A 4,350-nucleotide genomic window follows, 5' to 3' on the forward strand; every position below is an offset into this window, starting at 1 on the left:
ATCTCGAAGCAACCGACCGAAGTCGTTTCCGGCGTTCCCCTTGAAGGTGATGGGCTGCTGCGCGAGTGTCAGTGGTAGGGGCTAGCGTGGGAGACCTGGGTGGGAGATATGTCTGGTATCTCCCCGGGAAGGGGCGCGGCGATGACGGGCACCGAGGTACAGACCGAGCAGGTGGGCTCCAGGACCGAGCCGACGCCGTCGGGCAGCGGGGGCGCGGCGCCCGAGGCACCGCGCCGCAGGATGCCCGCCGGGCTGGCGGGCGTGCTCGGGTTCGTGCTGGGCGCGGCGCTGACCGCCGGGCTGGTCGCGGGCGCCGTCTCCGCGCTGCGCGACGACTTCCGCGACGCGATCTGGCGGACGCTGCTCGACGGGCTCAACCCGTTCACCACGGGCCAGGTCGACCGGTCCGAGACGCCCGTGCTGGTCAGCATGCACGACCTGGCGCGGTTCGTGGCGGCCGAGGCACAGTACGAGGTGCTGGTCGACCTGGAGAACGACGTGAAGTACGTGCCGAGCTGGCTCGCGGGGGAGCGGATCGTGCTCGCGGTGAACGGCTCGGTCGACGCGTACGTGGACTTCCGCGACCTGGACGAGGACGCGATCGAGATCTCGGACGACGGCACGACGGTCACCGTCACGCTCCCGGAGCCGGAGCTCGCCGAGCCCCGCATCGACCTCGACGCCAGCCGCGCCCTGACGGAGGACCGCGGTCTGGTCGACCGCGTGGGTGATCTCTTCGACGCCGACACCGACGCCCGCCAGGAGGCGCTCGCGACGGCCCAGGACCGGATCTCGGACGCCGCGGCAGGCTCCGACCTGGACGAACGGGCCCGCGCGAACACGACCGCGACCCTCGAGGCGATGTTGTCCCCGTTGGGGTACGACCAGGTCGTGGTCGAGTTCGGGTAAGTGTCCGGGTAAGTCGCGAAGGTCGCTCACCGGGCGTGTCATAACGGCGTCACCGTGCTGCGCTATTCTCCCCGCGTGACCAGCGAACCCGACATGCTTCCCAACGTTTCGTCCCTTCCGGCGTGGCTCGTTCCGTCCGTCTACCTCAACTGGTCCGAGGACTGGCTGGGCGAGGCGGTCGCCATCGCGAGCCGGAGCCACGAGCACCGCCTGCCCGGTGGCGCGGACGGCCCGCAGCGCGGCGACGTCGTCGTCACCGTCGTGGGCTCCGAGCCGGGCATCGTCGCCGCGGTCGAGCTCATGGGCGCCAGCCAGGGCGAGGACTGGGTCAGCGACGAGGTCTTCGGCCCGGACAAGCCCGTGGTCTGGGACGACCTCTTCAACGGCGCGGCCGCCTACGCGCGCTCGTCCGGCTGGCTGCCGCAGGAGCACGCCCGCCTGGTGCTCGACGGCATCGCCCACCAGTACAAGCACGGCGCCACCGGCACGCTCGACGCCGGCAACTGCGAGACCGACGAGCTGTCGCCCAACCTGCACGTGCTGCGCCTGCTGGGCCACAAGCAGGTCTCGGGCACGGACCTGCGCCGTGAGGAGCGCTGCGCGTCGTGCGAGCGGTTCGTCGACGTCATGCAGCTGCGCCCGCACGACGACGGCGCCCACACCGGCGAGACCGGCGAGCGCCCCCTGGCGGACCTCATCGAGCAGACCTTCCTGGTGTGCGGCCCGTGTCACGCCCTGCTGCACCCGCACGCGGTGCTGTCGCAGCGCGCGCAGATGCGCCCGTCGTGCCCGTCGTGCGGTCAGCGCGGCGCCACCAAGCGCATCGTGTGGGGCCAGGCGATCCACGACAACATGAAGCTGGAGCCGGACGTCGTGTACGGCGGTTTCGACACCCCCGTGCCGACACCGGACTGGTACTGCCCGGAGTGCTACGCGAACTTCTCGTCGGGCGCCGTGGCGCAGCGCGCCCTGGGCGACGTGCCCGACGCCGTCCCGGTGGGCGTCGGCGCGGTCGGCACCCCCGCGAACGGCGAGGACCTCTGGGTCCCCGAGGTCTGATCCTCGCACCCGCTTCACGTGTCAGACCCTCAGGCCACCGAAGGTGACCTGAGGGTCTGACACGTTCCGGGGCTACTGCGCGCCCGCGCCCAGGAGGCGGTCGTACTCCGCCATGGCCGTGGCCACGGCGGTCTGCGCCCAGAACCGGTGGTAGGTGAACTGCGGCACGTCGCCGCCGTCCAGGTACTCCTGCACCTCGCCGAACATGGGGTCGTCCTCGTAGAACGAGCGCAGGTCCAGGAACGAGACGCCGGACGTCGCCCGGTCGCCGTTCGGGTAGGTCCCGGTCCAGCCCTGCGGCACGTAGACGCCGTCGCCGCCGGGCTGGTACTCGTCGTCGAACCGGCCGAAGTCGGCGCGGGACTCCACGGTGGCGATGCCCTTGTCGTCGGTGTTCTGCTCCCACATCGCGTCGAGCAGCGCCTTGGCGGTGTCGGCGGCGGCCTGGTCGCCCGACGCCGCGGCGTAGTAGATCAGGGTGCGGGCGATGGCGCCGGCCACGCCGACATCCTGCCCGTGGCCCGTGACCTCGACGTGCAGGCCGGTGTTGGCGCCCGGGGCCGTCGGGTCCCAGGTGTCCGGGGCCCCGGTCCAGGACAGCTCGGACGGCACCTGCCAGGAGTCGGCCGTGACCGTGATCTCGTCCAGCACCCAGGGCACCCACCTGTCGAGGATGTCCTGCGCCCGCTCGTCGCCCGTCTCGTGGTAGAGCTGCGCGATCCGCTCCACGCCCCAGCCCTGCATGCCGAACCATTGGTTCGACGGCGGGTCGTGGTAGACGGGCGCCTCGTCGTAGACCATGTCGTAGAAGGTGGGCGCGCCGGAGGGGTGCGTGCCGTAGGCCCCGTCCACGCTGTTGGTCGCGCCGCCCGCGATGCCGCCCTCGGCCGACTGGAGCCACTGGAAGAACTCGATCTGGCGGTCCAGGCTCACCGCCCAGTCGTCCTGCGCGGTCGGGGAGGCGGGGACCAGGCCGGCGTCGGTGGACAGGGCGTAGGCCGCGAGCGGGTTCTGGTAGCCGAAGTGCGCGTGCGACGAACCGATGCGCCAGGCCCACGGGCCGCTCGTGTCCAGCGCCCCGCCCCACGCGTAGTACCAGGACAGCAGGTAGTGCGCCGAGCTGCGCCCGGAGCCCGCCTGGCAGCTCGTGGACTCGCAGCCGATCTCCTTGAAGTACTTGTCGAACAGCGAGTAGCGCAGGTAGTCGCCCATGCGGGACGCCTTCTCGACCGTGCCGGAGACCTCGGCCCCGGCGCCCTGCTCGATCGCGAACTGCTGGGCCCAGTAGGCGGCCTCGACGGCGCGGGCGTCGGCGTCGGGCGCGTTGGTGTACTTCCACTGGCGCGCGTAGCTCGCGTCCCCGGTGAACAGGTCCAGGTAGCCGTTGGGGCCGCCGTAGGAGAAGTCGTCGACGGCGGGTTGGGGGATGGTCTCCCAGACCGACTCCTGCGGGCCGCGCTGGAAGGTGTTGATGTACGACGTGCCCTCGTAGTCCGGTCCCAGCAGCTCGGAGGAGCCGGGGGCGGCGCCGAAGCCGTACACGTTGTCGACGTCGGCCAGCCAGTGCATGCCATAGATCTCGTCCGTGCCGTAGGTCTGGCTCAGCTCCGCGCCGATCGGGTCCTGGCCCACCGCCACGCCGGAGTCGAGCCGGGCCGGGTAGGCGCTCGGGTGGTTGTGCTCGGGCGCATAGGTGGCCGGGGAGCCCGGGTTGTACGCGCCGTTGGTCGGCTGGTTCTCCGTGGTGGGGATCATGTACGCCTCGAGCGTGTCCCAGGCGTGGTTGAACGGCTCCCAGTCGCCTGTGACCTGCCCGTACGACGTCTCCAGCCACAGCCAGAAGCTGTATGCCTCCGACGTCGTCTCGTGGCCGTAGTCCGGTGCCTCCACCAGGAGGGTCTCGGCCGAGTGGTACGGGATGCCCTGCGCCGAGAAGTAGCCGTTGGCCGGGTCGTGCAGCTTCTCGTACAGCGCGAGGAACCGGTCGGCGTACTCGCCGGCGGCGGCGCGGGGTTGCGCCTGCGGGGCGGTCTGCGGGGCGGCGCCGGGGGCGTGGCCCGGGTCGGCGTCGAACGGGCCGGCGGTGGCGGGCACCCCCAGGGCGCCCAGCGACAGTGCGGCCAGTGCTGCTGCGGCCAGGACTCTGCGCCTTCGTACTCTGTTCATGGCGGGGCCTCCGGGTGTGCCTGCGTGCGTCGTCGGACGCCGCCCGCGGTGCGGGCGCACTCTCGACGGTCGGCCTGCCGGTGCGGCGGGGCAACGGACTTAACTGATTCACACGGGGATGCGGGAGACTGCGCACGGGCCGGGTGCGTGCCCGGGCGCGGGGCGGGGTCGGCTGTGAGGTCGGCAGTCTGCATCGAGGTCGGCACAGGCCTGTGC

3 protein-coding genes are annotated in these 4,350 nt (G+C 71.7%); 2 read left to right on the forward strand and 1 reads right to left on the reverse strand.

The genetic code is table 11. The annotated features are described in order from the left end of the window. The first annotated feature begins 141 nt into the window (after nt 1–141). Nucleotides 142–909 carry a DUF4230 domain-containing protein gene (locus ACFWEJ_RS27545; protein ID WP_377232355.1) on the forward strand — a complete coding sequence of 256 codons (768 nt, stop codon included), beginning with the start codon at nt 142–144 and terminating at the stop codon, nt 907–909. A 75-nt stretch (nt 910–984) separates the two neighbouring features. After that, nucleotides 985–1,968 carry a hypothetical protein gene (locus ACFWEJ_RS27550; protein WP_377232356.1) on the forward strand — a complete coding sequence of 328 codons (984 nt, stop codon included), beginning with the start codon at nt 985–987 and terminating at the stop codon, nt 1,966–1,968. Between the two features lie 72 nt (nt 1,969–2,040). Here the strand turns inward: ACFWEJ_RS27550 and ACFWEJ_RS27555 are convergent, their stop codons facing one another. After that, nucleotides 2,041–4,134 (reverse strand): glycoside hydrolase family 48 protein, encoded by a 2,094-nt coding sequence (locus ACFWEJ_RS27555; protein ID WP_377232357.1) that lies wholly within the window; start codon nt 4,132–4,134, stop codon nt 2,041–2,043. Between the last annotated feature and the right edge of the window lie 216 nt (nt 4,135–4,350).

The sequence above is a fragment of the Promicromonospora sp. NPDC060204 genome (assembly GCF_042728455.1).
Classification (GTDB): Bacteria; Actinomycetota; Actinomycetes; order Actinomycetales; family Cellulomonadaceae; genus Promicromonospora.